This window comes from Polaromonas sp., assembly GCF_013817205.1.
In the GTDB taxonomy this organism is placed as follows: Bacteria; Pseudomonadota; Gammaproteobacteria; order Burkholderiales; family Burkholderiaceae_C; genus Polaromonas.
Genome location: NZ_JACDDD010000029.1, coordinates 1 through 25,157, shown reverse-complemented (window position 1 = coordinate 25,157; position 25,157 = coordinate 1). Strand labels below are relative to the sequence as shown.

Genomic DNA, 25,157 nt, shown 5'->3' with positions numbered 1-25,157 from the left:
GGATGACAAGCCCAAATACACACAAACGATGCGCCCCCTCCAACCTGTCGCCCCCGCCACCCGCATTGCGCTGGGCATTTCTTTCTTCGTCCTGTTCTTCGCGGTGTGGGCCTTCGCCACCTTCGGCGGCTACGTCTCCAAGACCTTTCTGGCCGACCCAGTGACCATGGTGCGTTCTGGCTACGACCTGCTCGCGAACCAGGGCTTCATCAAAGACATCGGCATGACGGTGTGGCGCGTGCTGGGCGGCTTTCTCATCGCCGCCGTGCTGGCTGTGCCACTGGGTGTGTTGATGGGCGCCTACAAACCGATTGAGGCATTCTTCGAGCCCTTCGTCAGTTTTGCGCGTTACTTGCCGGCCTCGGCTTTTATTCCGTTGCTGATCCTTTGGGCCGGGATTGGTGAAGCGCAGAAGCTGGCGGTCATTTTTATCGGCTCGTTTTTTCAGCTGGTGCTGATGATGGCCGTGAGCGTGGGCAACACGCGGCGCGACCTGGTAGAAGCCGCCTACACGCTGGGCGCGGGCGACCGCGGCATCGTCACGCGGGTGTTGCTGCCCAGCAGCGCACCCGAGACTGCCGAAACCCTGCGCATGGTGCTGGGCTGGGCCTGGACCTACGTGATCGTCGCCGAGCTGATAGGCGCGTCCAGCGGCATCGGCCATATGATCACCGACAGCCAGGCTTTACTGGCCACGGATCAGATCATCTTCGGGATTATTGTGATTGGTGTGATTGGGCTAGTCACCGACTTTGCCTTCAAAGCCCTGAACCGAAAACTTTTTCCTTGGGCAAGATTGTGAGCCCCCACGCCTGCCACTTCGTGTGCTGCGCTGCTCCCCGCGGGGGCGCTGCGCCTGCGGCCCGGCAAAGCCGATTCCGCGGCCCCTGCTTGAAAAGAGAGCTTCCGGGCTCCTCCCACTGCATTGCGTATCCATGAATATCCTCGAAATCTCCCAGGTCTCTAAAACTTTCGCCGGCGCCAACGGCGGCACGGTCGCGCTGCAGGCCACCGACTTAAGCGTGGCTGAAAACGACTTCATCACCATCCTTGGGCCTTCGGGCTGCGGCAAAAGCACGCTGCTGCGCATGGTCGCGGGGCTGGACATACCCAGCACCGGCAGCATCACGCTGGACGGCAAACCGGTCACCGGCCCCGGTGCCGACCGCGGCATGGTGTTCCAGAGCTACACTCTGTTTCCCTGGTTGAGCATCCTCGAGAACGTCTGCTTTGGCCTGCGTGAAAAAGGCCTGCCGATCGCTGAGCAGCATGCGATTGCGCAGCCCTTCATCCAGAAAGTCGGCCTGACGGGTTTTGAGAACCACTTTCCCAAGCAGCTCTCGGGCGGCATGCAGCAGCGCACGGCCCTGGCCCGCGCGCTGGCCAACGATCCACGCATGCTACTAATGGACGAGCCTTTCGGGGCGCTGGACCACCAGACGCGCGAGCTGATGCAGGAACTGCTGCAGGGCATCTGGGAGGCCGAGCGAAAAACCGTGCTGTTCGTGACCCACGACATCGACGAGGCCATTTACATGGGCAACCGCGTGGTGGTAATGAGTGCGCGACCCGGCCGTATCAAGTGCGACCTGAAGGTAGACATCGCCCACCCGCGCCACTACTCGGTCAAGACCACGCCGGTGTTCATGGAGCTGAAGGCGACGCTGACCGAAGAGATACGCATCGAGGTGCAACGCGCTGCCGGGTTGATCCCGGCTGCAGCCTGACTTCAAGCCAAATCGGGCCTCAGCCCTCGTCCGACAAGCGCAAGCAGCTATTATTTTGATAGCACTTTAGTAGCGGTGCCGTCAATACAAGGTGGCGCGCTGGCGGGCCGGTAGCTCGCGGTCGTAGGTTTCACCGTCCACCGCCGCATTGGTTAGCGCTTGCAGGATGGCGCCGGGGCTGGGCACTTTGGTCCGCGCGTCCGGCGCCGGCGGCTGCCACAGGCCGGAGCGCTGGATGGCGCGGGCGCACTGGAAAAACACCGATTCGACACGGCTCACCACCACGCATTTGGGCAACTGGCCCTGCACGGTAAACCGCGCGAGCACATCCGGCGCCGTCGTGATGCTGGCCCTGCCATTGACCCTCAGGGTCTCACCCACCCCCGGAATCAGGAACAGCAGCGCCACGCGCGGGTCGTGCAGGATGTTGCGCAGGCTGTCCACGCGGTTGTTGCCGCGACGCTCTGGCAGCAGCAAGGTGTGCTCCTCCTGAACCTGCACAAAACCCGGCGCATCCCCCCGCGGCGAGGCATCGAGCCCATCCGGGCCGGTGGTGGCCAGCATGGCAAACGGCGAGGCTTCGATCATGGCCCGGTAGTGCGGATGGACAAACGCCGTTTCCTTGCGGATGGACGCCTCGCCGACTGCGCCAAATAGCGATTCGAGTTGTTCTACGCTGCGGATGGTGTGGGGGTCAGCGGCGATGGTCATGGCAGGGTCCCGGTGTTTCGCCCGATTATCCGTGATCCAGCTCCGGCCCCAAGCGCCAAAGGCTTGCCGCCGTCCTGCCAATACCCCTGTGGCAGGTCCGGGCTAGCGCGGACAGGCAGCACTCTGCGACCTGCAGCCAACACAATGCTGACACCATGAGCAATCTCTCCGCCTTCCCCATCACCCGAAAATGGCCTGCCACGCACCCGGAGCGCATCCAGCTTTATTCGCTCCCCACGCCCAATGGCGTCAAGGTGTCCATCATGCTGGAGGAAACCGGCCTGCCCTACGAAGCGCATCTGGTGGACTTCGCAACGAATGACCAGTTGACGCCGGAATTCATTTCGCTCAGCGCCAACAACAAGATCCCGGCCATCCTCGACCCTGCGGGCCCCGGCGGCAAGCCGCTGGGTCTGTTCGAGTCTGGCGCCATCCTGATCTACCTGGCCGAAAAGACCGGGAAATTCCTGCCGCCGGACGCCGCAGGCCGTTACGAAACCTTGCAGTGGCTGATGTTCCAGATGGGCGGTATCGGCCCGATGTTCGGCCAGCTCGGCTTTTTCCACAAGTTCGCCGGCAAGGATTACGAGGACAAACGCCCCCGCGACCGCTACGTTGCGGAATCGAAACGTCTGCTGAGTGTGCTGGACAAACGCCTCGAAGGCCGCAACTGGATCATGGGCGACGACTACACCATCGCCGACATCGCCACCTTCGGCTGGGTGCGCAACCTGATCGGGTTTTACGAGGCCGGCGAGCTGGTTGATTTCGACAGCTTTGGCAACGTCAAACGCGTGCTGGAAGCTTTTGTGGCCCGTCCCGCGGTGATCAGGGGCCTGGCCATACCGGCACGCAGCTAGGCAGCGCCCCCCCCCCGGGCCCGCACTCCCGGCCGCGATCCGCAAATCGACACTCGGCCGCTCCGCAGGGTGTATAAACAGGGCCCCCGGTCCTGCGCGCCGCATGTGTCAGCAGCGCAGGACTATCTGACACACCTCAAGGAACATCCAGCATGGGCGCGCAGTGGAAAGCAAAAGGCAAAGAGCTCGCAGCAAATGCCAAGGGCAGGGTCTTCGGCAAACTGGCCAAGGAAATCATGGTCGCTGCACGCAGCGGCGCTGACCCGGCGCTCAATGCGCGGCTGCGGCTGGTGGTCGAGCAGGCCCGCAAGGTGTCCATGCCCAAGGACACGCTGGAGCGTGCCATCAAGAAGGGTGCGGGCCTGACCGGCGACGCCGTCCATTTCGAACATGTGATCTACGAAGGTTTTGCGCCGCACCGTGTGCCGGTCATGGTCGAATGCCTGACCGACAACCTGAACCGCACCGCGCCGGAAATGCGGGTCTTGTTCCGCAAGGGGCAGCTCGGCACCTCGGGCTCAGTTGCCTGGGATTTTGACCACGTGGGCATGATTGAAGCCGAGCCCACTGCCGCAGGGGTGGATCCGGAAGTCGCCGCCATCGAAGCCGGCGCCCAGGACTTCGAGGCTGGTGAAGACGAAGGCACGACGCTGTTCCTTAGCGACGCCACCGACTTGGACATCGTCAGCCGGGCACTGCCGGCCCAGGGTTTCACCGTGCTGTCCGCCAAACTCGGCTACAAGCCGAAAAACCCGGTGGATCCGGCAACGCTGAGCGCCGCCGAACTTGAGGAGGTCGAAGCCTTCCTCGCCGCCATCGACGCCAACGACGATGTACAGACCATTTATGCCGGACTCGGCGCCTGACCCGATTCAACCTCACACACCAGCAGCATGACCGACGCCACCACGCCCCCGTCCCTTCCTCCCCTGCCCGACCATCTGTCCGCAGACCCACGCAGCCCGCACCATGTCCCCGCCGTGTTCGAGCACGACATTGGCATCCGGTTCAACGACAAGGAGCGCAGCGACGTCGAGGAATACTGCATCAGCGAGCGCTGGATCAAGGTGCCCGCGGGCAAGGCGCTGGACCGCAAGGGCCAGCCGCTGATGATCAAGCTCAAGGGCAAGGTCGAGGCCTTCTACAAATAGGCGGGCAGACTCCCTCTGGTACTTTTTTTCGCACTGCAAGCGGCCTTCCCATGAAACCAGAAGAAGGCCTCACGAGGCCGGTTCATTCCGGTTCATGCCTGTGCGGACAGGTCAGGTATGAGCTCACGTCCGACATCAAATCCACATCGCACTGCCATTGCTCGATGTGCCGCAAGGCCCATGGGGCGGCGTTTGCCACCTATGCCAGTGTGCTGAAAGAAGCACACAGCTTCACTGGGGGCAGCCAGCTGCTTGCCAGCTACGCCTCGTCGACCGAGGTCACGAGGACGTTTTGTTCGGTCTGCGGCTCGCCCATGCTCTGGCACAGCAAGGGAGAGTTTGCGGACTGGGTGTCATTTCCCCTGGCGACGCTGGACACGCCTTACACACCGCCCAAACAAAGACACATCCACCTGGCCTCCAGGGCGCCCTGGTTCCAGATCGAGCACGGCTGGCCGCAGTCGGACGCGTACTGACGGGTCAGCGCGGTTGAGAACAAAAAAGGCCCACAACCCTTGACTGGCGGGCGTGAGCAGCTATCAAAAGCAGAGCGACCGGAAGGCGAAGCCTCAGTCCGCAGCGACGGCCGCACCCACAATGGCGTGGCGTGCCAGCGAAGCGGCCACAAACCCGCTACGCTTCATGCGGGCGACAAAGTCATCAATGAAGGCAGCGGCTGCAGCGCTGCGGCCCCTGGGCATGGCCATGGCCTGGTTGATCACCATGAAGCGCTCACCCAGCAGGCGCACGCCGCCGACACGACGGGCGTCAGCTTCCAGTCCCTGCTTCACACCCGACGCCACCTCAAGTCCGTCTTTCAGCATGGCATCAACCACGGCTTCGGAGGTCGGCACCTGCACCAGCTCGGCATGGCGGATGTTGCGCGTCAGGTAAAGACCGTAGGCGCTGCCCGCACCCATCACGATGCGTGTGCCGGCGCGGTCCACGTCGGCATTGGTCTGAATCGGTGAACTTTCGGGGACGAGGTAGTAGCCCTCGATCTGCACATAAGCCGGCGTGAAATGTGTGGTCTCCGCGCGCAGCGGGTCAATCGCCATGAAGCCGATGTCGGCCTCGCCGCTGGCCAGCGCGGCCACCGATTTGGCAGCGTTGTCAAACTGCAAGAAGTCCACCTCCACACCCAGCTCGCGTGCGAACTCGCGCGACAGGTCGATGGTGACGCCGGCCGGCTTTTCCGCAGCGGTGTGGCTGTGCGCGAGCACCGGGTTGCCCATGTTCAGCGAAGCGCGCAGCTTGCCGGTGGGCGCAAATTCCGTGGCCAGATCAGTCATCGAGAAATCCTCCTTTGTAAAAGCTCCAGGCGTTGCCGTGGTACAGACAAATCAGATAAAAATGCGGTCGGCGCAATTGTGCTTGCCGGGGAAAACTTCCCGGTGGGCTTTGGGCAACAGGCGGTCAAGCTGCATGTCGGACAGTTCATCGAATTCTTCGAGACTTATGGATTGAGAGACCCGCAGTTCGCGCTCCAAAGCCGTCGGCGAAGTCTGGCGTTTCAGCGCCTGCAGCACGGCAGCCAAACGGTGGGGCGACTTGCGGTGATGCGGGCCCGGGCCGGTGGTCGAAACAGGCTTCATGGGTGCAAATCGGGGTGGTCATGGTGCTCGCCGTGTTTGCATGTGCATGATAGCGAACCCACCTCCGGCCCAGAAGAAGTGGACTTTTTTACAGATGGCTAAAACACCGTTCAGTCCGGCGCCACCTCGAACCTGAACACGCCGGGGTCACGGATCGGGTCCACATCGACCGGGATCACACTCTTGGGCGGGAAGCGGCCTTCAAGCAGCAGCTTGCTCAAGGGGTTCTCGATGCGCTGCTGGATCGCACGTTTCAGTGGCCTGGCACCGAACACCGGATCGAAACCGACCTTGGCGAGTTCGGCAATCGCCGCTTCCGACACTTCCATGTTCAGATCCATCTTTTGCAGACGCGTTATCAGCGTGCGCAGCTGGATGCGTGCAATCGACTCGATGTTCTTCGCGTCGAGCGAATGGAAGACCACGGTCTCGTCGATGCGGTTCAGGAACTCGGGGCGGAAGTAGTTCTTCAGCTCGCCCTCCACCGCCTCCTTGACGTCTTCATACGGTTGGCCAACCATGGTCTGGATGATGGGTGAGCCGATGTTGCTGGTCATCACGATCACGGTGTTTTTGAAGTCCACGGTGCGGCCCTGGCCGTCGGTCAGGCGGCCGTCGTCCAGCACCTGCAGCAACACGTTGAACACGTCGGGGTGGGCTTTTTCCACCTCGTCGAGCAGCAGCACGCTGTAGGGCTTGCGCCGCACGGCTTCGGTCAGGTAGCCGCCCTCCTCGTAACCCACATAACCCGGAGGCGCACCGATCAGGCGGGCCACCGAATGTTTCTCCATGAACTCGCTCATGTCAACGCGGATCAAGTGGTCTTCGCTGTCGAACAAAAAACCGGCCAGCGCCTTGCAGAGTTCGGTCTTGCCGACGCCGGTCGGGCCGAGGAACAGGAAAGAACCTGTGGGACGGTTCGGATCACTCAGACCCGAACGAGAGCGACGAATCGCGTTGGCGACTGCGCCTATGGCTTCGTCCTGGCCGACCACACGCTCGTGCAGCTTGCCTTCCATTAGCAGCAGCTTGTCGCGCTCGCCCTGCATGAGTTTGCTGACCGGAATGCCGGTGGAACGGGCCACGACTTCGGCGATCTCTTCAGCGCCCACCTGGGTGCGCAGCAGCTTGGGTGCTGCGTTGGCATGCGGGGCGGCTTCGCTGTCCTGCGCTTCTTTCAGGCGTTTTTCAAGGTCAGGCAGCTTGCCGTATTGCAGCTCTGCCACTTTGTTGAAGTCACCTTTGCGGGTGAACTCGTCAATCTGGAATTTGATTCGGTCGATTTCCTCCATCACGTCTTTGGAGCCAAGCGCCTGCGCTTTTTCGGCCTGCCAGATTTCGTCGAGGTCGGAAATTTCCTTTTGCAGTCTGGTGATTTCTTCTTCGATCAGACCGAAGCGTTTTTGTGATGACTCGTCTTTTTCGCGCCGCACGGCTTCGCGCTCAATTTGCAGTTGAATCAGCCTGCGGTCCAGCTTGTCCATCACCTCGGGCTTGGAGTCGCGCTCGATGCTGATCTTGCTGGCGGCCTCGTCAATCAGGTCAATCGCCTTGTCGGGCAAGAAGCGGTCGGTGATGTAGCGGTGGCTGAGTTCAGCCGCGGCCACGATGGCCGGGTCGGTGATCTGCACGCCGTGGTGCAGCTCGTACTTTTCTTTTAAGCCGCGCAGGATGGCAATAGTGGCCTCTACCGATGGCTCGCCCACCAAAATTTTCTGGAAGCGGCGCTCGAGCGCAGCGTCTTTCTCGATGTACTTGCGGTACTCGTCGAGAGTGGTGGCGCCCACGCAGTGCAGTTCGCCCCGCGCCAGCGCGGGCTTGAGCATGTTGCCCGCGTCCATCGCGCCTTCGGCCTTGCCGGCGCCCACCATGGTGTGCAGCTCGTCGATAAAGACGATGGTCTGACCTTCGTCCTTGGCCAGTTCCTTCAGCACGGTTTTCAGGCGCTCCTCGAACTCGCCACGAAACTTGGCGCCTGCCAGCAGCGCGGCCATGTCCAGGCTCAGCACGCGCTTGCCCTTGAGCGAATCGGGTACTTCACCGGCCACGATGCGCTGGGCCAGGCCTTCGACAATCGCGGTCTTGCCGACCCCGGGCTCACCGATCAGCACCGGGTTGTTCTTGGTGCGGCGCTGCAGCACCTGGATGGCGCGACGGATTTCATCGTCGCGGCCGATCACTGGGTCGAGCTTGCCCAGGCGGGCCCGCTCGGTCAGGTCCAAGGTGTATTTCTTGAGCGCTTCGCGCTGGCCTTCACCCTCGGCGCTGTCCATCTTCTCGCCGCCGCGCACCGCGTCGATGGCTGACTCCAGCGCCTTGCGGGTCAGCCCGGCCTCTTTGGCGAGCTTGCCGACCTCGGATTTACTGTCGGCGACGGCCAGCAGGAACAGCTCGCCGGCGATGAACTGGTCACCGCGCTTGATGGATTCCTTCTCGGTCGCCTGCAGCAGCTTGGCCAGTTCGGGGCCGACCTGGATCTGCTCCTGGCCCGACACCGTCGCTAGCTTCTTCAGGGACGCGTCGGTGGCGGCCTGCAAGGCATGCACGTTGACACCGGCGCGCTGCAGCAGCGCTTTCGGCCCGTCCTCCTGGGCCAGCATAGCCGCCAGCAGGTGGGCCGGTTCGATGTAGGCGTTGTCGTTGCCCAGCGCAATCGATTGCGCGTCGCTGAGGGCCTCCTGGAATTTGGTGGTGAGTTTGTCCTGGCGCATGGCGTCCCTTGGTGTATTGGATTGCTGAGAATCTGGGGCTAAACCCGTGGCTTTTCAATAGTCCTCAGTTGTCGCCACCCTTCATGCACCGCCTGGCGCGGGGCGGCTTGACGGAGATCAAACCACAGGGGGAACAGGCGGGGGACTAAAATGACCCCATGAACATTCACCAGGTGTCGGTCAGTTACGTCCAGGAGCAGGACCGCATGATGATCCGCATCAACGGCAAGGAAGGCGGTGAGTTGCGTGCCTGGCTCACCCGGCGCCTGGCGCTGGCCTTGCTGCCCGTGCTCGACAAAAGCGCGGCCGACCAGACCCGCAAGGCGGCCACCCCCGAGGGGGCAGCGACCAGCCTGGACGAGCAGCGCGGCCAGCTGTTGACAAGCTTCCAGAAAGAAGCGGCTCTGCGCAGCGGAGACTTTAAAACCCCTTATATCGACCAGCCCGGCCCGCCCCCCGACGTGGCGGTGGGCCCCGAGCCCTTGCTGCTGACCGAGGTCAAGTTCACCTTGATGGGCAACGGCCAGCTGCGCCTGCAGCTGTTTGAAAAATTCCCTGGGCAGGCCACAGCGCGCGATTTCCAGGTGATGATGGACGCGCAGCTGAGCAACGGTTTGCTGCACCTGCTGCACCAGGCTATGAAGTTCTCGCAGTGGCTCACCGTGCCGGCAGCTGCGTCAGCCGCGCCTGTTGATGCCGTGGCCCTGGCGCAAGATACCGCGCCGGACACCGAGCCCGCCGAGCTGACGGCCGACCTGGCCCGGCCCAAGTACCTGAACTGAGGGCTTGCGGGCTCCGATCGGCGCTCGGGTCGGGGCCTGCACCTGTCCTGCCCGCCCCACTTCGTGCCCGCTTTCAGCCAGAAGCCGCCCACCTGCTTGTAGTGGTCCGATATTGCGCGCAGCTCCTGCTGGCTGATCAGCTCGCCGATATAGACAAACGGCTTGCCACCACTCAGTTCATCAGCCTTGATGTTGACGAATTGTGCATCAAATTGGCCTCCAGCCCTCGCCGGACAAGCGCAGTCAGCTATCACTTTAATAGCAACTTTGCTCAAGTGGCGGTGATTCTCCGGGCCTTGATTAGTGGCGCCCGGCGTTGGGCATCCGTCTCGCTCAGGCTCTTGAACTCGCCCTGTGTGCTGCCGCTGGGGCCCATGCCCTTGGGCCAAAATAACTTTTGGATCTTGCAGGTCAGGCGGCAGGAACACGAAGTGACGCTGATGGAAAATCCCTCTTTTTCTGCATGCAAATAGTTATTGAGGTGGTCACTCCAAGGCACAATCCATGTCATCGGCGAGTCTGTCCCAGCTCATCCGAACAAACTTCCAAGCGACCGCCCGCCTTGCCTGCTTTCCACAACCTTACCCGGCTTTACGCCCGCCCGGGCTTTCTGTTGCGCCGGGCGCATCAGATTTCGGCTGCCGTTTTCGAGGACGAATGCCGTAGCCTGGCGCTAACGCCGGCGCAGTTCGGCGTGCTCAGTGTGCTGCACGCCAGCCCGGGGCTGGACCAGTCCAGCCTGGGGCGGGCCCTGGGCTTTGACAAGGTGACGGTGCTGCGCGTGTTGCGCGGGCTGGAGGCGCGTGGGCTGATAGAACGGGCCCCGGCGCCGGCCAGCCGGCGCAATCTGGCGGTGACCCTGTCAGCCCAAGGGCTGGACCTGCTCAAGCAGGCGCAGGAACCGGCTGACCGGGCCTACCGCCGCCTGATGGGGCCTCTGGATGCTGCCCAGCAGGCGCAACTCGTGGAACTGCTGCAGATGCTGACCAGCGGACTGGAGGGCGAGGCACGAGCGGCTTTTGTACCGCCGGGACAGGACGGCGCTGGCGACGAAAGCCCGCCGGGCTGAAAGGCGTGCGCCAGACGCTCAGGCGTTGGACGCCTGAATTCCCCACTTGGCCAGCGCCGCGTCGTCACTGACGCGTGCATCCACCCAACGAGCGCCCTCGGGCGTCTGCTCTTTTTTCCAAAACGGCGCCTGGGTTTTGAGGTAGTCCATGAGGAATTCGCAGGCCTGAAAACTCTCGCCGCGGTGCGTTGAAGTCACCGCCACCATGACCACCTGATCGAGGGGCTGCAGCAAACCGACGCGGTGAATCACCCTGGCCCCAAAAATGTCGAAGCGCGCCATGGCTTGATCGATCATGGCTTCAATGGCCTTTTCGGTCATGCCGGGGTAGTGCTCGAGCTCCATGGACCGCACATCACTTCCATCGTTGCGGTCCCTGACGGTGCCGATGAAACTGCAGACGGCGCCGACGCGTTTGTCGTTTGCACGCAGGGCGGCCACCTCATTGGCGAGGTCGAAGTCATCAGTGGTAATCAGGATGCGGGGAGAAGCCATGGTTGCAATTTTGCCACTCACCCACCCATCGCATGCCTATTTGGCAATACATGCAAGTAAGATTTGACGCATGACCGCTTGCACCCGTTGCCTGACCACCTGGACGCCCTCCGGCGCACCGGGGCAGGACGCGTGCGCCGGCAAATCGAAAAAACCGTTGCTCATTTGACCGGGGCTGCGGTTCCGTCGTCGAATGAGCGATGGAACCGCCCGGTAACTTCCCCCAAAAGTCTTTGCGGACACCATCCTTGTTCTGACGACGGCTTTCAAGCCGGTCAGTTTTCAGGATGTGTCTTCATGCAAACAGAAACAGAGTCAGCCAGCCCTACACCACCCTTTCGGCCTGATTTTTCGGGGCTATGGATCCCGCTTGTCACACCGTTTGACGGCGACCAGATTGACTATTCGGCCTTGAAGCGCCTGGTCGCACACTACCGCAGCAGCGGCAGCGCGGGGCTGGTGGTGTGCGGCTCCACTGGCGAGGCCGCGGCACTGAGCGAAGAGGAACAAATGGAGGTGCTGCACGCCGTGCTGGCCGAAGCGCGCGGCCTGCCGGTCATCATGGGCGTGTCGGGCTACCACCTGGGCCAGACGGCGGCACGCATCACGGCCCTGGGTGCCGAGGGCATCAGCGGCATCCTGCTGCCGGCGCCCAGCTATATCCGGCCTTCCCAGGCCGGCCTCATCGAATGGTTCAATGCACTGGCCGACGCCAGCGCTGTGCCGCTGATTCTTTACGACATTCCCTACCGTACCGGCAGCACCCTAGACCTGGCCGCCCTGCTGTCGCTGGCCAGCCACCCCCGGATCTGCGCTGTCAAGGATTGCGGTGGCGACCCGGCCAAGACGCGGGCCCTGATTGCCGATGGACGCCTGCAGGTGCTGGCCGGTGAAGACATCAACATTTTCTCAACGATCTCGCAAGGCGGCCATGGCGCCATCGCCGCGGCCGCGCATGTGCACACGCAGCGTTTTGTCCGGGTGATCGCGTTGCTCAGGGCGGGCAAAACCGCTCAGGCCAGTGCTTTATGGACGCCGCTGCTGCCGCTGATTGAGGGCTTGTTTTCGGAGCCCAACCCGGGCCCGCTCAAGGCGCTGATGGCTCACCGGGGCCTGCTTCGCGACGGCCTGCGCAGCCCCATGACCCGCGCCTCCGCCGCGCTGGCCGGGCGTCTGCAGCGGCTGGACAAGTTGATGGGCAGTTAGCCGCCTGTCACCGGCGGGAAAAAAGCGACTTCACAACCCTGGCTCAAGGCCGCCGACTCGTCGCTCATGATCTGGTTGAGTGCCATGCGCACCGCCTTGCCACGGGCCAAGCTTTCAGCGTGCGCCGGGCTGCGCGTGATCAACTCATCGCGCAGACCGGCCAGCGTGGTGGTGGCGGTGTCGATCTGCTCGCTGCCCTGCCCGATGGTTTCACGGATGGAGGCAAAGTACTTGACGGTGATTTTCATGACAGCAACTCGGAAAATGGCAGAAACTGCACGGTGTCGCCACGGCTTATGGTCTGGCCCGCCGGGTTGTCGATCACACCGTCGCCCCAGACCACAGAGGTCAGCACACCCGAGCTCTGGTTGTGGAACAGTTCCAGGCCGCCGGTGGCATTGCGCCGCACGCGCAGAAACTCGCGGCGCCTGTCGGCGCGCGGCCAGTCGAAATCGGCGACCAGCGGCAACGCCGCCGGCAGCAGCTCGCTGGCGCCCTGCAGCTTGAGCAGAAACGGCCGCACCAGCACCAAAAAAGTCAGGAAACTGGACACCGGGTTGCCGGGCAGGCCGATGAAATGCGCGGCACCGACCTTGCCATAAGCAAAGGGCTTGCCCGGCTTGATGGCGATTTGCCACAGGTCCAGCGATCCCAGTTGCTGCACCGCCGGCTTGATGTGGTCTTCCTCGCCGACCGACACACCGCCGCTGGTGAGGATCAGGTCATGGGCTGCAGCGGCGCTGCGCAGTGCGACCAGGGTGGCGTCGCGCCGGTCCGGCACGATGCCCAGGTCGGTCACCTCGCAGCCCAGGCGCAGCAGCAAGGCGCGCAGGAAAAAGCGGTTGGAGTTGTAGATCGCGCCAGGACGCATCTGCTCCGGCGGCACCTCGCCCGGCATCACGAGTTCGTCGCCGGTGGAAAACAGCGCCACCCGCGGCTTCTTCGCCACCTGCAGCTGATCCATGCCGATACTGGCTGCCAGCCCAAGCGCAGCGGGCGTCAGCCGCTCTCCTTTTGAGAGCACCGTGGCACCGCGCGTGACGTCTTCGCCGGCGCGGCGTATCCACTGGCCGGGTTTGGGAATCTGCAACACGCGCACAAACCCTTCGCGGCCGGCGACCGGCTCGCAGTCCTCCTGCATCACCACTGCATCGGCACCGGCGGGCACCGGCGCACCGGTGAAAATGCGCGCCACCGTGCCAGGTTCCAGCGCACCGCCACTGCTGCCGGCCGGGATGCGCTGCGACACCCGCAGCGCCACGCCCTCGTCAGACAGCTCGGTGCTGCGCACCGCGTAACCGTCCATGGCGCTGTTATCTTCTGGCGGCACCTGCAGGGCCGAGACCACGCCAACAGCCAGCACGCGGCCATCGGCATCAAAGGTGCAAACACTCTCGCTGCCCGGCAGTGCTGCGGCATGGGCCAGCAGTTCGGCCAGCGCATCGTCCAGCGACCGCAGCGGCGGGCGTGTGGCAGGTACGGCGGTCGGCGGCTTCATGCGTGCATGTCAACGTTGTAGACAAACCGGTCATGATTGTCGACCAGCCACTGCGCCACGGCATCGGGGCTGTTCAAATCCAGCACCGGCCTCAGGGTGGTTTCCGGCAGTTGCGCTGGCGAGTCGGTGGCGATAGCAACCACAAAATCGTCGTCCGGATAACGCGCCGGCTTGCCAGACTCGGCGCGCCAGACCTCGACCTTGAGCAGGTCGCTGCTCTTGAAACCTTCGACCAGCACCCAGTCCACACCCTCGTAAAGCTCGGCAAGCAGGTGATGCACGCTCAGCGCCGCAGGCTGCTCGAACTCGCGCATCAGCGCCAGCCGCTTGTCCGAGGCCACCACCACTTCGAAAGCGCCAGCCTCGCGGTGCCGGTACGTGTCCTTGCCGGGGTGGTCGATGTCGAATTTGTGATGTGCATGCTTGACCACCGACACCCGCAGGCCGCGCAGCCTGAGCGCGGGGATCACCCCCTCGACCAGCGTTGTTTTACCCGAACCGGAATAGCCGGCAAATCCAACCACGTTCATAAAACAGTTTTCACCGATCCTGGTTTGCTATCAACTCAATAGCTGTCCACACAAGCCCGACGGGGGCTGGAGGCCGATTTAGTTCACATGTCTGGCGATGTAGGCCTTGACCAGGTCCACGTCGACAGGCATCACCTGCACCCGTTTGGGCAGGGCCTCGATGCCTTCGAACTTCGCGGGCCGGTCCGGCAGGCGGCCCAGCGCCTCCTGGATCGTCTCGGCGAACTTGATCGGCAAGGCGGTTTCCAGCACCACCATGGGCGCGCCGGGCTGGAGGTGAAGACGCGCGACCTTCAGGCCGTCGGCCGTGTGGGTGTCAATCATGGTGTCGAAGCGCTTGAAGGTGTCGCGGATGATGTCCAGCCTGTCTGCGTGGGTGCTTTTGCCGCTGGCAAAGCCGTAGTGCTGCGCCGCCGACTGGAACAGGGGATCGCCGCTGAGGTCGAAAAACCCTTGGTTGGACAACTGCGCGCCGAACAGGCCAGCCACGCGCGCCGCATCGCGGTCCAACAGGTCAAACACAAAACGCTCGAAGTTGGACGCCTTGGAAATGTCCATCGACGGGCTGGATGTTTCATGCGTGTCGGCGCTGGCCCGCACACGATAGACACCGGTGCGAAAAAACTCATCGAGCACATCGTTTTCGTTGGTCGCGACCACCAGTTTCTCAATCGGCAGGCCCATCATGCGCGCCACATGCCCGGCGCAGACATTGCCGAAGTTGCCCGAGGGCACGGTGAAGCTGACCTTGTCGGCGCCTGTTGCTGCGCTAGCCTGGAAGTAACCCGAGAAATAGTAGACAACTTGCGCCATCAGGCGCGCCCAGTTGATCGAGTTGACAGTGCCTATGCGGTACTTGCGTTTGAAGGCCAGGTCGTGGGAGACCGCCTTGACGATGTCCTGGCAGTCGTCAAACACACCTTCGAGCGCGAGATTGTGAATGTTTTCGTCTTGCAGGCTGAACATCTGCGCCTGCTGGAAGGGGCTCATGCGGCCTTGCGGCGAGGTCATGAAAACCCGCACACCCTTTTTGCCGCGCATCGCGTATTCGGCCGCGCTGCCGGTGTCGCCGCTGGTCGCGCCCAGGATGTTGAGCTCTTCACCGCGGCGCGCCAGTTCGTACTCGAACAGGTTGCCCAGCAACTGCATCGCCATGTCCTTGAAGGCCAGCGTCGGGCCGTTGGACAGGGCTTCAAGATACAGGCCATCTTCGAGCTTGCGCAGCGGAACGATCTCTTTGGTGCCGAAAACTTCTTCGGTGTAAGTCTTGTCGCAGATGGCCTTCAGGTCGGCTGGCGGGATGTCGTCGATGTAGAGCGACAACACCTCAAACGCCAGGCTGGCATACGGCAGATTGCGCCACTCTTCGAGTGTGGCCGCATCGACCTGCGGATAGGTCTCGGGCAAATACAGGCCGCCGTCAGGCGCCAGGCCTTCAAGCAAAATTTCGCTGAAGCGTTTGCGGTCGGTGTCACCGCGGGTAGAAAGATAAAACATAAACAAAATCAGTAATTCAACCTGCGAGCTTTCGGATCCCGGCAACAAGATTGCGAAAGCTGTCAGATCGAGAATTGTCAAGGTCTAGATATGCGCCTATCGCTCGCGAGCCCCCCACTTTCTGGTACTGTCCTCGCGTCAACATAAAAAGCTCTCTTGATGGTGAGCCAAGATAGTCAGGACTTCGGTATTTCATTTTGGCCTGAAGGTGAGCAAGACCGGCAATAGCGAGCCCCTGCTCAACCGCAGCCAAATCAGCCAAATAGAAGCTCTCAAGTTCCCTGCAGGCTATGCGCACCATAGCATTGGGCTTACCTGCCTGAGAGCAGATATCCACAAGTCTGGCTTTAACTACCTTGCAGTCCGGATGAGAATCTTGATCCCGAACCACGACGAATTTTGCGAGGGGATTTTGGTACCCACGCAATTTACGAGGTAGTTGTTTTTCTAAATCCTGCTTTCCCTGAAAAGTTATGTATCGAAAAACAATATCTCCCAATGGAAGCAATCTCGGGAGCAGCTCTTCCAACATTGCTTGCGCAGACTCTTCCTCAAGGCAAAAAACCAACTCTTTCATGTAGGATCTGCGCCCGCAAAGAAACCTTGCTTCCACAGATACCCCATTTTGTCGCCGTCGGCCATATATGCGGCGATTTGGGCGTCGTCCCTTGCGCGCAGAATTTTCGTGCCTCCATCTTGCTTGACCAGCCAACACACCTCATCCAGATCAACTGCGTTAAGAAAGTCTGGGGAGTGAGTAGATACCAAGACCTGCCCTCCGCGCTGCGCGTATAAACGAAACTCTTCGGCTAACTCCGCCATCAACTTGGGATAGAGCTGATTTTCTGGCTCCTCCACGCACAACAAGGGATGTGGCTTGGGATCATGCAAAAGCACTAGGTACGCGAACATCTTGATTGTTCCGTCAGAAACGTAGCGATCAAGAAAGGGGGTTTTGAACGAGCCATCTTGGAAGCGAAGCGTGAGATATCCATCATCCATCAACTTTGGCTCGATGCCGCGAACACCAGGCACTCGCCTTGCCATCGTATTCAAAATATTCTGAAAATCTTGGGGGTGCTGCTCAAATATATAGCGCGCGACTAACGGAAGGTTGTCCCCCGTTTCTGAAAGATGCTCTGAATCACCAGACGCTTCTTTGCGACCACGTGCTGCGTCAATATGAAAGTCCGAAACGTGCCAAGACTCCATTAGCTGCCTGAAGGCATTCGCTGCCTTAAATCTCTCAAACTGTCCGAGTCCTTTAATGGCCAAAGTGTCCGAATCGACCGTCTGAAACTCTCTCTCTAATTCTTCATCGGGTTTATTAAACTCTTCCTCGTTGGTAATTGCAAAGCCTTGACCGTTCGTGAAGTCAAGAAAGCGGTAAGGACTCCCATAGCGCCCGCGCTTGTAGCGCAATACCTCACGCTTCACGTACGGCGCGTTTCCTTTTTCACCAATCTCAAGAGAATATGTTACCAACCGATCAACCCCGGCAATCGGCATGCGGTACTGAATTTCAATCAATATCGTATCGTCCGCACTATCCCTACTAAGCACTTCCTTAAATCGGCCTCGACTGTCTAAAGCTTGGCGAACGTTTCCCTTTAAACAATCGTGGAGGAACCCGAAGACATCAAACAGTGTGCTTTTACCGGCGCCATTCGCCCCAACCACCACTAAAAAAGACGGCATATCAGAAATATGAACATCGCGAAAAACTTTGAAGTTTTTCAATCGAATTGACTCAATTCTCATAATTTAGTCCTTCCAGATCGATATCTGAGGGGTAGTAGTTCAAGCCAATTCCTCTTTCCGGATACGCGTGATCGGCGACAGCACTGTGGGCAAGGCCTGCATCTGCGCCAGCGCGCTGTTCATCTTCGCTTCCACACAATCGTGCGTCAGGATGATCAGGTCGGTGTGGGTCGAGCCTTCGCCGCCCACCTCATCGGCTTCGCGCTGCAGCACTGCATCGATGCTGATGTCAGCGTCGGCCAGGATGCCGGTCACCCGGGCCAGCACACCGGCTTCGTCGGCCACGTTCAGGCGCAGGTAATAACTGGTCACCACCTCGCTCATGGCGAGTACCGGCTTGTCACTCATGGACTGCGGCTGGAAGGCCAAATGCGGCACACGGTGCAGCGGATCGCTGGTGTGCAGGCGCGTGATGTCGACCAGGTCGGCAATCACCGCGCTGGCGGTCGGTTCGCTGCCGGCGCCCTTGCCGTAATACAGCGTAGTGCCAACGGCGTCGCCCTGCACCACCACCGCGTTCATCGCGCCCTCAACATTAGCGATCAGGCGCTTGGCCGGCACCAGCGCCGGATGCACCCGCAGCTCGATGCCTTTGGCGGTCTGTTTGGTGATGCCCAGCAGTTTGATGCGGTAGCCGAGTTGCTCGGCGTATTTGATGTCCTGCGCGCCTAGTTTGGTGATGCCCTCCACATACGCCTTGTCGAACTGAACCGGGATGCCAAAGGCAATCGCCGACATCAGCGTGGCCTTGTGCGCGGCATCCACACCCTCGATGTCGAAGGTCGGGTCGGCCTCGGCGTAACCGAGGCGCTGCGCTTCTTTCAGCACGACGTCGAAGTCCAGGCCTTTGTCGCGCATCTCGCTGAGGATGAAGTTGGTGGTGCCGTTGATGATGCCGGCGATCCACTGGATGCGGTTGGCGGTCAGGCCTTCACGCAGTGCCTTGATGATGGGAATGCCGCCGGCCACCGCCGCTTCAAACGCCACCATCACGCCTTTGCGGTGCGCCGCTGCAAAAATTTCGGTGCCGTGCACGGCCAGCAGTGCCTTGTTGGCGGTCACCACATGTTTGCCGGCCTCGATAGCTTCCAGCACAAGCGCCCTGGCGATGCCGTAGCCGCCGATGAGTTCGATCACGATATCGATCTCGGGGTTGGCGATCACCTTGCGCGCGTCGTCCACCACCGTGACGCCGGCGCCTGCTGCAGTTTGCGCACGCGTCGTGTCCAGGTCGGCGACCATGGCGATTTCAATGCCGCGGCCAGCGCGGCGGAAAATTTCTTCCTGGTTGCGTTTGAGCACGGTGAACACACCGCTGCCCACGGTGCCCATGCCCAGCAGGCCTACCTTGATCGGTTTCATACTTGTCGATGTCGTCATGTTGGTTGTTTGGCTCACTTGATCAGTTCAGCGGTTTGCGTGTTGGCAGGCTGCGCCGTATTCCTGCGGCTTTCGAGGAATTTGGCAATGCGTCCGATCGCCTCGCGCAGGTCTTCTTCATGCGGCAGGAACACGATGCGGAAATGGTCGGGCGAGGCCCAGTTGAAGCCGGTGCCCTGCACCAGCATCACCTTGGTCTCCATCAGCAGCTCCAGGAAAAACTGGCGGTCGTCGGTGATCGGATACACCTTGGGGTCCAGCCGCGGAAACATGTAAAGCGCCGCGCTCGGCTTGACGCAGCTCACGCCCGGGATGGCAGTGATCAGTTCATAGGCCAGATCGCGCTGGCGGCGCAGGCGGCCGCCCTCGCCCGTCAAGTCGTTGATGCTCTGGTAGCCGCCCAGCGCAGTCTGAATCGCCCACTGGCCCGGCACGTTGGAGCACAGCTTCATGTTGGCCAGCATGTTCAGGCCCTCGATGTAGTCCTGTGCCTGCTTCTTCGGACCCGACACCACCAGCCAGCCCGCGCGGTAGCCACAGGAACGGTAGCTCTTGGACAGTGAGTTGAAAGTCAGCGTCAGCACGTCGGTAGACAGGCTGGCAAGCGCCGTGTGTTTCACGCCGTCGTACAGCACCTTGTCATACACCTCGTCGGCCAGCAGCACCAGCCCGTGCTCGCGCGCAATCGCCACAATGCCCTTGAGCAGCTCGTCCGAATACAGCGCGCCGGTCGGATTGTTCGGATTGATGACCACGATGCCCTTGGTTTTGGGCGTGATCCTGGCGCGGATGTCGGCCAGGTTGGGCATCCAGCCGTTGGCCTCGTCGCAGAGGTAATGCACCGGCGTGCCGCCTGACAGACTGGTGCTGGCGGTCCACAGCGGGTAGTCGGGCGCCGGCAGCAGCAGCTCGTCGCCGTCGTCGAGCAACGCGTTGGTGGCCATGGCAATCAGCTCACTGGCGCCGTTGCCGAGGTAGATGTCGTCCAGCACCACGCCTTTGATGCCCTGCTTCTGGGTTTCGTGCATGACCGCCTTGCGCGCCGCAAAAATGCCCTTGCTGTCGGAGTAGCCCGCCGAAGCCGGCAGGTTGCGGATCATGTCCTGCTGCACTTCCTCAGGCGCGTCAAAACCAAAGGCCGCGAGATTGCCGAGGTTGAGCTTGATCAGCTTTTGCCCTTCCTCTTCCATCTGCTTGGCGGCGTCCATGATCGGGCCGCGGATGTCATACAGCACGTTGGCCAGTTTGGCGGATTTGGTGATCGGTTTCATGCGTCTCTCGGGAATTAACGGCGGGTGCCGCACCGCTGCAGGCTGACGACCCCACTCGCAACGGGTCTGAAGCGTGGCGCAGCAGCTGGAAAATCGGGCGGAATCTATAATTTGACCACATAAAGCCGCGATTTTCCGGGGCTGCCGCCACCCATTCCCTCCCCTCACTACCGCATGAAACTTCAACCCGACCGCCTCGACGTCCAGTCCATCCTCGGTTACGGCCCCGGCTGGATCGGCGTGGCCAACCAGGGCGTGGCCGAAAAAATTGAGCACAGCGTGGTGATCGGTTCGCGGGGCGAGAAGTTTGACTGGGTCTGCGATCGTTTTGAAGACCTCACCGAAGCGCATTTTGCCCGGCTGGTGGAAAGCGGGCCGGAACTGGTGATTTTCGGCAGCGGCGCGCGGCTGCGTTTCCCGCCGCCGGCCCTTTTGCGCGCCCTGATGGCCGCGCGCATCGGTATCGAGACCATGGACACGATTGCGGCCTGCCGTACCTACAACATTCTGGCCGGGGAACGGCGCAAGGTGCTGGCGGCGCTGCTGATGGAGGCGCCAGAGGACGCTGCCAATGGACGCCCGAGCTTTCAGAGTAAAATCTAGGGTTACGTCTGGTGCAAAAACCGGCTTGGCTCCCTGAGCCCGGCCCGATACCGCCACCAGAGCCAACGGCCAATTACAACTACTTTCGTCAGGGTCCAAGCAGTATGGCAGTCGTCGTTAATAAACCACTCCCCGAATTTGAAGCCAACGCCACCAGCGGCGTCAAGGTTTCCAACCAAACCCATGTGGGCCACGTGGTGGTCCTGTATTTCTACCCCAAGGACAACACCCCCGGCTGCACCACCGAAGCGATGCAGTTCCGCGACCGCTACAAGGATTTCGTCAAAGCCGGCGCCACCGTGTTTGGCGTTTCGCGCGACAACATGAAGTCGCATGACGAGTTCAAGGCCAAGCTTGAGCTGCCCTTCGAGCTGATCGCCGATACCGAAGAAAAAATGTGCCACATGTTCGGCGTGGTCAAGAACAAAATCATGTACGGCAAAAAGGTCAAGGGCATTGAGCGCAGCACCTTTCTGGTGGGCGCCGACGGCACGCTCAAGGAAGAGTGGCGCGGCCTGAAAGTGCCCGGCCATGTGGACGACGTACTCAAGGCCGTCAAGGCGCTCAAGAAAGCCGCCTGAACAGAGCAATTTTCCGACGGGCCGCCCCCAGGAAAATTAACCCCTCGGGGGCAGCGAATTACACAAAGTGAATGAGCGTGGGGGCGATGTTTCTTGACATGGGAGTCGTGTATAGTGACTTCATGCTGTTGACCCTAGCGACTGCGTTTACCGAAAAAGCCGCCCTGGCCTCCAGGCGGCTTTTTTGCTTTCAGAACCCCAACCACCCAGCGAGCTCCAAGCACCATGCCCCTGCCCCCCGCCCCGACAAAACGTGCCGCTCTGCTTTCCACCGAGGCTTTCGACGCCCCGGCCCGGTCGCCCTCCAAAGCTGCGCGAAAGACGGAACAGGCCGAGCCCATCCGCAAACCACCCGCGCTTGAGCTGTTCGACAGCCGTTCGACCGGCGGTGAAGCCGAGCACCCCGTTGCGCATCAAGCCAAAGAGGCCGCCAGCCCTTTAAAGACGGGCGCAGGCAGCTATCATAAAGATAGCGCATCGCCGGCACGACCAGAAGTAGCCGCCAAACCCAAAAGACCCAAACACAGCGGCCCGACCAAGCTGTTTGTGCTCGACACCAACGTGCTGATGCACGACCCGATGTGCCTGTTCCGCTTTGAAGAACACGACATCTTCCTGCCCATGATCGTGCTCGAAGAGCTCGACGGCCACAAAAAAGGCATGACCGAAGTCGCGCGCAATGCCCGCCAGACCAGCCGCACGCTGGACGCACTGGCCGGCACCAGCGGCGCCGACATTGCCAAAGGCCTCAAGCTCGACACCACCGGCCACAAGGAAGCCGGCGGCTGCCTGTTCTTCCAGACCAAGGTGCTGGACTACTCCCTGCCCATGAGCCTGCCGCAGGGCAAGGCCGACAACCAGATCCTGGGCGTGGTCGAAGCCCTGCGCAAGGAATACGCACCGCGCGAGGTGGTGCTGGTGTCCAAGGACATCAACATGCGCGTCAAGGCCCGCGCCTTGGGCCTGGCCACCGACGACTACCAGAACGACAAGACGCTGGAAGACGGCGACCTGCTGTACGCCGGCTCGCTGGCCCTGCCGCCCGACTTCTGGACACGCCAGAGCAAAACCATCGAAAGCTGGCAGCAGGGCAGCCACACCTTCTACCGCATCACCGGCCCCATCGTCGGCAGCCTGCTGATCAACCAGTTCGTGTTTTTCGAGGCACCCGGCGAGCCGCCGCTGTATGCCCGCGTGACCGAGATCCGCGCGAAGACTGCCGTGCTCAAGACACTGAAGGACTACACCCACCTCAAGAACGCCGTCTGGGGCATCACCACCCGTAACCGCGAGCAGAACTTCGCGATGAACCTGCTGATGGACCCGGAAGTCGACTTCGTCACCCTGGCCGGCACGGCCGGCACCGGCAAGACGCTGATGGCCCTGGCCAGCGGCCTGACCCAGGTGCTGGACGACCGCCGCTACACCGAGATCATCATGACCCGCGCCACCGTCAGCGTTGGCGAAGACATCGGTTTCCTGCCCGGCACCGAAGAAGAAAAAATGGGCCCCTGGATGGGTGCGCTCGACGACAACCTCGAAGTGCTGGGCAAAAACGACAGCGGCTCCGGTGAATGGGGGCGCGCCGCCACCAACGAACTGATCCGTTCGCGCATCAAGGTCAAGAGCATGAACTTCATGCGCGGCCGCACCTTCCTCAATAAGTACGTGATCATCGACGAGGCGCAGAACCTGACGCCCAAGCAGATGAAAACCCTCATCACCCGCGCCGGCCCCGGCACCAAGATCATCTGCATGGGCAATCTCGCGCAAATCGATACGCCCTACCTGACTGAAGGCTCATCCGGCATGACCTACGCCGTGGACCGCTTCAAGGGCTGGCCGCATGGCGGGCACATCACGCTGGCTCGCGGCGAGCGTTCACGCCTGGCCGACTTCGCCAGCGAGGTGCTCTGAGCGGGCCTGAGGCCATGCAGCCAGAGCAGCAGGCCTCTGCACGCGACCTCACCCTGCTGCGCCAGGCTATCGCGCTGTCGGCCGAATCGCGCATCAGCGGGCGCCACCCCTTTGCCGCACTGGTGGCCGACGAAAACGGCAAAGTCATCGCGGCAGCTGGCAACAACTCCATGCCGCCCCTGGGCGACCCGACTCAACATGCTGAACTGGCCGCCGCCGCGCTGGCCGCCCGCGCCTTGCCGCATGAGCAACTGTCCAAGTGCACGCTCTACACCAGCGCCGAGCCCTGCTGCATGTGCGCCGGTGCAATCTACTGGTGCAACATAGGCCGCGTCGTTTACGGCCTGTCCGAGCACAAGCTGCTTGAGCTGACCGGCGCCCATCCGGAAAATCCAACCCTGTCCCTGCCCTGCAGGCATATCTTTGCGACCGGTCAACGGCCGGTCGAGGTGGTGGGCCCGCTGCTGGAAGACGAAGCCGCCGTGCCACACCGGGGCTTCTGGCAAAGCAACTGCGGCAGCAGCTAACGCCGCTTCTTCTTCGTCAACTTCACCGCCGCCTTGGGCGCCAGCCCCAGCGCTGAACGCGCCAACACATCCGCCTCGCCGTTTCGGTGCCGCGGTATCCAACGCAGGGACGTGTGCGCAAAAGTCGCCAGCAAAGCAGCCACTTCCTCATACAGCGCGGCCAGGCGCAGCACCGGTGGCACGCCACCACTACCCAGTTGCGCCACCAGCAAGCTGCTGTCCGAAAAAATCTCCAACTCCCTCGCTCCACGCGCCTGCGCCTCGCGCAAGGCCAGCATCAAGGCTCTCGCCTCTGCCTCGTTATTGCAGCCGCGCGCATCCGCCGCCAACGAAAGCACGTGGCGCACCCCATCCGGCGCCATCAGCACCGCCCCCAGACCCATGCGGCCAGGATTGGGCACGGCGCTGCCGTCGCAATGAATGGTCCACGGCCGAAAGGACCCGGCGAAGGGCGCGGCCGTCAGGCTCATGCACCCTGCTGATGATTTGCTTCCCGCGTCGCTGTGCCCATCAGCGACTCACGCATGGGGCCTTAGACATCAAGGTGAGTCATGGGACGGATGTTGGCTGCTTGACGTTGGGGTATCGGGCTTGCTCTGGATGGCCGGCCACGCCAGCACCTTGGGCGGCGCGCCGGGCACAGGCACAAGCTGATACACGGTCTGCCCGGCGAAAATCTTGTCGCGCAGATCCTTAAGCACGTCCTGCGCACCGCCGAAAGGCGTGAACACATCAATCAGCCAGATCTGGTCTCCCGAAGCCCAATCGGTTGTCATGAGCTGATGGGGTGGCAAGCGGTAGCGCTGAGCGGTGGCGTCACTGAATCGCGCCCACGATGCAAAAGCCAACCGCTGTTCACTGCGGTTACGTTTACCGCTTGTGTGGTCGTGCTCATTTTTATTCTCCCGTTCCCAGTTCCACACAATCTTGCAAGGTGTTTTGCTTGCCTTGAAGTTCATTTTGAAGCGTTAACAATTCCGGGCGATTGTTCTGCATAACTCGCTGCTTGAGGTCAGCAAGCAATCGTTGCGGAGCCTGCGCGATCCAGAACGTATCTTCAATTTGCAACCAGCAATAGAGCCGCCGCACATTGGCCGGATCGTCGTAACCCTTGTCCTGGTAGTGCAGGATCAACGCACCCACGTCATGGGCATAGCCAGTGAATCGCCCCGGGAATTGAGGAGGCTCCAACCTTTGAGAAGATGGAGCCATGAAGAAATCAAACAAGTTTTCCCCCGAAGTACGCGAACGCGCGGTCCGTATGGTGCAGGAGCACCGAGGCGAG

Annotated in this window: 29 protein-coding genes; 13 read left to right on the top strand and 16 right to left on the bottom strand. The window is 61.5% G+C overall.

The annotated features are described in order from the left end of the window. Positions 1-28 precede the first annotated feature (28 nt). Positions 29-802: an ABC transporter permease gene (locus H0W47_RS08850; RefSeq protein ID WP_296923295.1), complete on the top strand. Its 774-nt coding sequence runs from the start codon at positions 29-31 to the stop codon at positions 800-802. Between the two features lie 133 nt (positions 803-935). Next, a complete protein-coding gene (locus H0W47_RS08845) occupies positions 936-1,727 on the top strand; it encodes an ABC transporter ATP-binding protein (protein ID WP_296923293.1) in 792 nt (263 codons plus the stop codon). A gap of 81 nt (positions 1,728-1,808) precedes the next feature. Here H0W47_RS08845 and H0W47_RS08840 read toward each other — a convergent pair whose 3' ends face one another. Continuing rightward, positions 1,809-2,438, bottom strand: coding sequence for a pyridoxamine 5'-phosphate oxidase family protein (locus H0W47_RS08840; protein WP_296923291.1), 630 nt, complete (start codon positions 2,436-2,438; stop codon positions 1,809-1,811). A 155-nt stretch (positions 2,439-2,593) separates the two neighbouring features. On the opposite strand from H0W47_RS08840, the gene H0W47_RS08835 reads away from it, so the two are divergent. The 4 genes from H0W47_RS08835 (at position 2,594) to H0W47_RS08820 (ending at position 4,925) form a co-directional block, all read left to right on the top strand. After that, a complete protein-coding gene (locus tag H0W47_RS08835; protein ID WP_296923290.1) occupies positions 2,594-3,298 on the top strand; it encodes a glutathione binding-like protein in 705 nt (234 codons plus the stop codon). 152 nt (positions 3,299-3,450) lie between these two features. Then, entirely contained in the window at positions 3,451-4,164 is a 714-nt protein-coding gene (locus H0W47_RS08830; protein WP_296923288.1) for a YebC/PmpR family DNA-binding transcriptional regulator, read from the top strand. Between the two features lie 27 nt (positions 4,165-4,191). Next, positions 4,192-4,449, top strand: coding sequence for a DUF3297 family protein (locus H0W47_RS08825; protein ID WP_296923286.1), 258 nt, complete (start codon positions 4,192-4,194; stop codon positions 4,447-4,449). Positions 4,450-4,499: 50 nt separating this feature from the next. Continuing rightward, positions 4,500-4,925 carry a GFA family protein gene (locus H0W47_RS08820; RefSeq protein WP_296923284.1) on the top strand — a complete coding sequence of 142 codons (426 nt, stop codon included), beginning with the start codon at positions 4,500-4,502 and terminating at the stop codon, positions 4,923-4,925. Between the two features lie 93 nt (positions 4,926-5,018). On the opposite strand, the gene H0W47_RS08815 is transcribed toward H0W47_RS08820, so the two are convergent. From H0W47_RS08815 to clpB, 3 genes are all read right to left on the bottom strand, one after another. After that, the gene (locus tag H0W47_RS08815) at positions 5,019-5,741 is read right to left on the bottom strand and encodes a transporter substrate-binding domain-containing protein (RefSeq protein WP_296923282.1); all 723 of its coding nucleotides are present in this window, start codon (positions 5,739-5,741) and stop codon (positions 5,019-5,021) included. 51 nt (positions 5,742-5,792) lie between these two features. Then, entirely contained in the window at positions 5,793-6,044 is a 252-nt protein-coding gene (locus tag H0W47_RS08810) for a hypothetical protein (RefSeq protein ID WP_296923279.1), read from the bottom strand. A 110-nt stretch (positions 6,045-6,154) separates the two neighbouring features. Further along, on the bottom strand, positions 6,155-8,755 hold the full coding sequence (gene clpB, locus H0W47_RS08805; protein ID WP_296923276.1) for an ATP-dependent chaperone ClpB: 2,601 nt from the start codon (positions 8,753-8,755) through the stop codon (positions 6,155-6,157). Between the two features lie 158 nt (positions 8,756-8,913). On the opposite strand from clpB, the gene H0W47_RS08800 reads away from it, so the two are divergent. Both H0W47_RS08800 and H0W47_RS08795 read left to right on the top strand, forming a co-directional pair. After that, on the top strand, positions 8,914-9,537 hold the full coding sequence (locus tag H0W47_RS08800) for a hypothetical protein (RefSeq protein ID WP_296923274.1): 624 nt from the start codon (positions 8,914-8,916) through the stop codon (positions 9,535-9,537). A 562-nt stretch (positions 9,538-10,099) separates the two neighbouring features. After that, positions 10,100-10,606, top strand: a complete 507-nt coding sequence (locus H0W47_RS08795) for a MarR family winged helix-turn-helix transcriptional regulator (protein ID WP_296923270.1) — start codon at positions 10,100-10,102, stop codon at positions 10,604-10,606. Positions 10,607-10,624: 18 nt separating this feature from the next. Here H0W47_RS08795 and H0W47_RS08790 read toward each other — a convergent pair whose 3' ends face one another. Next, on the bottom strand, positions 10,625-11,101 hold the full coding sequence (locus H0W47_RS08790) for a molybdenum cofactor biosynthesis protein MoaE (protein ID WP_296923268.1): 477 nt from the start codon (positions 11,099-11,101) through the stop codon (positions 10,625-10,627). Between the two features lie 297 nt (positions 11,102-11,398). Here H0W47_RS08790 and dapA point away from each other — a divergent pair, with 297 nt between their 5' ends. Further along, positions 11,399-12,307 (top strand): 4-hydroxy-tetrahydrodipicolinate synthase, encoded by a 909-nt coding sequence (gene dapA, locus H0W47_RS08785; RefSeq protein ID WP_296923265.1) that lies wholly within the window; start codon positions 11,399-11,401, stop codon positions 12,305-12,307. Here dapA and moaD read toward each other — a convergent pair. From moaD to H0W47_RS08745, 8 genes are all read right to left on the bottom strand, one after another. Then, the gene (moaD, locus tag H0W47_RS08780; protein ID WP_296923263.1) at positions 12,304-12,555 is read right to left on the bottom strand and encodes a molybdopterin converting factor subunit 1; all 252 of its coding nucleotides are present in this window, start codon (positions 12,553-12,555) and stop codon (positions 12,304-12,306) included. The genes dapA and moaD overlap by 4 nt on opposite strands. Further along, positions 12,552-13,805 carry a gephyrin-like molybdotransferase Glp gene (gene glp, locus H0W47_RS08775; protein ID WP_296923260.1) on the bottom strand — a complete coding sequence of 418 codons (1,254 nt, stop codon included), beginning with the start codon at positions 13,803-13,805 and terminating at the stop codon, positions 12,552-12,554. The genes moaD and glp overlap by 4 nt, the downstream gene beginning before the upstream one ends. Further along, positions 13,802-14,335, bottom strand: a complete 534-nt coding sequence (mobB, locus tag H0W47_RS08770) for a molybdopterin-guanine dinucleotide biosynthesis protein B (protein WP_296923257.1) — start codon at positions 14,333-14,335, stop codon at positions 13,802-13,804. Before mobB ends, glp begins: the two co-directional genes overlap by 4 nt. Before the next feature lie 78 nt (positions 14,336-14,413). Beyond that, on the bottom strand, positions 14,414-15,832 hold the full coding sequence (thrC, locus tag H0W47_RS08765; protein WP_296923254.1) for a threonine synthase: 1,419 nt from the start codon (positions 15,830-15,832) through the stop codon (positions 14,414-14,416). A gap of 16 nt (positions 15,833-15,848) precedes the next feature. Continuing rightward, on the bottom strand, positions 15,849-16,409 hold the full coding sequence (locus H0W47_RS08760; RefSeq protein WP_296923251.1) for a DUF4276 family protein: 561 nt from the start codon (positions 16,407-16,409) through the stop codon (positions 15,849-15,851). Further along, the gene (locus tag H0W47_RS08755; protein ID WP_296923248.1) at positions 16,406-17,593 is read right to left on the bottom strand and encodes an AAA family ATPase; all 1,188 of its coding nucleotides are present in this window, start codon (positions 17,591-17,593) and stop codon (positions 16,406-16,408) included. Before H0W47_RS08755 ends, H0W47_RS08760 begins: the two co-directional genes overlap by 4 nt. A gap of 39 nt (positions 17,594-17,632) precedes the next feature. Next, the gene (locus tag H0W47_RS08750; protein WP_296923333.1) at positions 17,633-18,955 is read right to left on the bottom strand and encodes a homoserine dehydrogenase; all 1,323 of its coding nucleotides are present in this window, start codon (positions 18,953-18,955) and stop codon (positions 17,633-17,635) included. A 32-nt stretch (positions 18,956-18,987) separates the two neighbouring features. Beyond that, positions 18,988-20,244: a pyridoxal phosphate-dependent aminotransferase gene (locus tag H0W47_RS08745; protein ID WP_296923245.1), complete on the bottom strand. Its 1,257-nt coding sequence runs from the start codon at positions 20,242-20,244 to the stop codon at positions 18,988-18,990. Between the two features lie 174 nt (positions 20,245-20,418). Here H0W47_RS08745 and H0W47_RS08740 point away from each other — a divergent pair, with 174 nt between their 5' ends. The 4 genes from H0W47_RS08740 (at position 20,419) to H0W47_RS08725 (ending at position 23,872) form a co-directional block, all read left to right on the top strand. After that, positions 20,419-20,847, top strand: coding sequence for an Mth938-like domain-containing protein (locus tag H0W47_RS08740; protein ID WP_296923242.1), 429 nt, complete (start codon positions 20,419-20,421; stop codon positions 20,845-20,847). A gap of 104 nt (positions 20,848-20,951) precedes the next feature. Next, a complete protein-coding gene (locus H0W47_RS08735; RefSeq protein WP_296923239.1) occupies positions 20,952-21,428 on the top strand; it encodes a peroxiredoxin in 477 nt (158 codons plus the stop codon). A gap of 225 nt (positions 21,429-21,653) precedes the next feature. Continuing rightward, entirely contained in the window at positions 21,654-23,345 is a 1,692-nt protein-coding gene (locus H0W47_RS08730) for a PhoH family protein (protein ID WP_296923236.1), read from the top strand. 14 nt (positions 23,346-23,359) lie between these two features. Further along, positions 23,360-23,872, top strand: a complete 513-nt coding sequence (locus tag H0W47_RS08725; protein WP_296923232.1) for a nucleoside deaminase — start codon at positions 23,360-23,362, stop codon at positions 23,870-23,872. Here the strand turns inward: H0W47_RS08725 and H0W47_RS08720 are convergent. The 3 genes from H0W47_RS08720 to H0W47_RS08710 form a co-directional block, all read right to left on the bottom strand. After that, positions 23,869-24,342 (bottom strand): ribonuclease HI family protein, encoded by a 474-nt coding sequence (locus H0W47_RS08720; RefSeq protein ID WP_296923229.1) that lies wholly within the window; start codon positions 24,340-24,342, stop codon positions 23,869-23,871. The two genes, H0W47_RS08725 and H0W47_RS08720, sit on opposite strands and share 4 nt — an antisense overlap. A 69-nt stretch (positions 24,343-24,411) precedes the next feature. Next, positions 24,412-24,831, bottom strand: a complete 420-nt coding sequence (locus H0W47_RS08715) for a toxin-activating lysine-acyltransferase (protein WP_296923227.1) — start codon at positions 24,829-24,831, stop codon at positions 24,412-24,414. Then, the coding region (locus tag H0W47_RS08710; protein WP_296923224.1) for a hypothetical protein at positions 24,770-25,157 on the bottom strand (388 nt) is incomplete at its 5' end. The genes H0W47_RS08710 and H0W47_RS08715, both read right to left, overlap by 62 nt.

Excerpts from the sequence above, each read along its gene's own strand:
- H0W47_RS08715 (WP_296923227.1), bottom strand. The coding sequence starts at position 24,831 with ATGAACTTCAAGGCAAGCAAAACACCTTGCAAGATTGTGTGGAACTGG.
- H0W47_RS08825 (WP_296923286.1), top strand. The coding sequence starts at position 4,192 with ATGACCGACGCCACCACGCCCCCGTCCCTTCCTCCCCTGCCCGACCAT.
- clpB (WP_296923276.1), bottom strand. The coding sequence starts at position 8,755 with ATGCGCCAGGACAAACTCACCACCAAATTCCAGGAGGCCCTCAGCGAC.
- H0W47_RS08755 (WP_296923248.1), bottom strand. The coding sequence starts at position 17,593 with ATGAGAATTGAGTCAATTCGATTGAAAAACTTCAAAGTTTTTCGCGAT.
- H0W47_RS08735 (WP_296923239.1), top strand. The coding sequence starts at position 20,952 with ATGGCAGTCGTCGTTAATAAACCACTCCCCGAATTTGAAGCCAACGCC.
- H0W47_RS08835 (WP_296923290.1), top strand. The coding sequence starts at position 2,594 with ATGAGCAATCTCTCCGCCTTCCCCATCACCCGAAAATGGCCTGCCACG.
- H0W47_RS08720 (WP_296923229.1), bottom strand. The coding sequence starts at position 24,342 with ATGAGCCTGACGGCCGCGCCCTTCGCCGGGTCCTTTCGGCCGTGGACC.
- H0W47_RS08740 (WP_296923242.1), top strand. The coding sequence starts at position 20,419 with ATGAAACTTCAACCCGACCGCCTCGACGTCCAGTCCATCCTCGGTTAC.
- H0W47_RS08810 (WP_296923279.1), bottom strand. The coding sequence starts at position 6,044 with ATGAAGCCTGTTTCGACCACCGGCCCGGGCCCGCATCACCGCAAGTCG.
- H0W47_RS08845 (WP_296923293.1), top strand. The coding sequence starts at position 936 with ATGAATATCCTCGAAATCTCCCAGGTCTCTAAAACTTTCGCCGGCGCC.
- thrC (WP_296923254.1), bottom strand. The coding sequence starts at position 15,832 with ATGTTTTATCTTTCTACCCGCGGTGACACCGACCGCAAACGCTTCAGC.
- dapA (WP_296923265.1), top strand. The coding sequence starts at position 11,399 with ATGCAAACAGAAACAGAGTCAGCCAGCCCTACACCACCCTTTCGGCCT.
- moaD (WP_296923263.1), bottom strand. The coding sequence starts at position 12,555 with ATGAAAATCACCGTCAAGTACTTTGCCTCCATCCGTGAAACCATCGGG.
- H0W47_RS08820 (WP_296923284.1), top strand. The coding sequence starts at position 4,500 with ATGAAACCAGAAGAAGGCCTCACGAGGCCGGTTCATTCCGGTTCATGC.
- H0W47_RS08760 (WP_296923251.1), bottom strand. The coding sequence starts at position 16,409 with ATGAAAGAGTTGGTTTTTTGCCTTGAGGAAGAGTCTGCGCAAGCAATG.
- H0W47_RS08750 (WP_296923333.1), bottom strand. The coding sequence starts at position 18,955 with ATGAAACCGATCAAGGTAGGCCTGCTGGGCATGGGCACCGTGGGCAGC.
- H0W47_RS08730 (WP_296923236.1), top strand. The coding sequence starts at position 21,654 with ATGCCCCTGCCCCCCGCCCCGACAAAACGTGCCGCTCTGCTTTCCACC.
- glp (WP_296923260.1), bottom strand. The coding sequence starts at position 13,805 with ATGAAGCCGCCGACCGCCGTACCTGCCACACGCCCGCCGCTGCGGTCG.
- H0W47_RS08830 (WP_296923288.1), top strand. The coding sequence starts at position 3,451 with ATGGGCGCGCAGTGGAAAGCAAAAGGCAAAGAGCTCGCAGCAAATGCC.
- H0W47_RS08800 (WP_296923274.1), top strand. The coding sequence starts at position 8,914 with ATGAACATTCACCAGGTGTCGGTCAGTTACGTCCAGGAGCAGGACCGC.
- H0W47_RS08850 (WP_296923295.1), top strand. The coding sequence starts at position 29 with ATGCGCCCCCTCCAACCTGTCGCCCCCGCCACCCGCATTGCGCTGGGC.
- H0W47_RS08815 (WP_296923282.1), bottom strand. The coding sequence starts at position 5,741 with ATGACTGATCTGGCCACGGAATTTGCGCCCACCGGCAAGCTGCGCGCT.
- H0W47_RS08745 (WP_296923245.1), bottom strand. The coding sequence starts at position 20,244 with ATGAAACCGATCACCAAATCCGCCAAACTGGCCAACGTGCTGTATGAC.
- H0W47_RS08725 (WP_296923232.1), top strand. The coding sequence starts at position 23,360 with ATGCAGCCAGAGCAGCAGGCCTCTGCACGCGACCTCACCCTGCTGCGC.
- mobB (WP_296923257.1), bottom strand. The coding sequence starts at position 14,335 with ATGAACGTGGTTGGATTTGCCGGCTATTCCGGTTCGGGTAAAACAACG.
- H0W47_RS08790 (WP_296923268.1), bottom strand. The coding sequence starts at position 11,101 with ATGGCTTCTCCCCGCATCCTGATTACCACTGATGACTTCGACCTCGCC.
- H0W47_RS08840 (WP_296923291.1), bottom strand. The coding sequence starts at position 2,438 with ATGACCATCGCCGCTGACCCCCACACCATCCGCAGCGTAGAACAACTC.